At 47.3% G+C, this 256-nt stretch carries 1 pseudogene; it reads right to left on the bottom strand.

What is annotated here, in order from left to right:
* A pseudogene (locus SB658_RS25620) lies at positions 1-237 on the bottom strand (penicillin binding protein PBP4B); the annotation flags it as partial.
* Between the last annotated feature and the right edge of the window lie 19 nt (positions 238-256).

Raw genomic sequence — 256 nt, forward strand, 5'->3', positions numbered from 1 at the left:
TGTTTTCATTTTTTTCGGACGGGATAAAAGGGTGTTCCCGTCATATTTTTTGCTGTAGCCGTATGCTTTCTTTTTGATCACCCGTCCGTCCTTTACGACGATGAGGACGGCTCCGGGGAATCCTGCTGCGATGTCTTTTTCAATCATTTGATCAACCTTTCTGAGCTTTGCTGCGTCGTATAATTTGGATTGGGCTTCGGCTTTGTGCTGCGGCAGAAAAGAGAGGCTGATGACCATTGTGAGTATGGCGGCTGTC

Source organism: Bacillus sp. SIMBA_008, from assembly GCF_046535495.1.
Lineage (GTDB): Bacteria > Bacillota > Bacilli > Bacillales > Bacillaceae > Bacillus > Bacillus subtilis.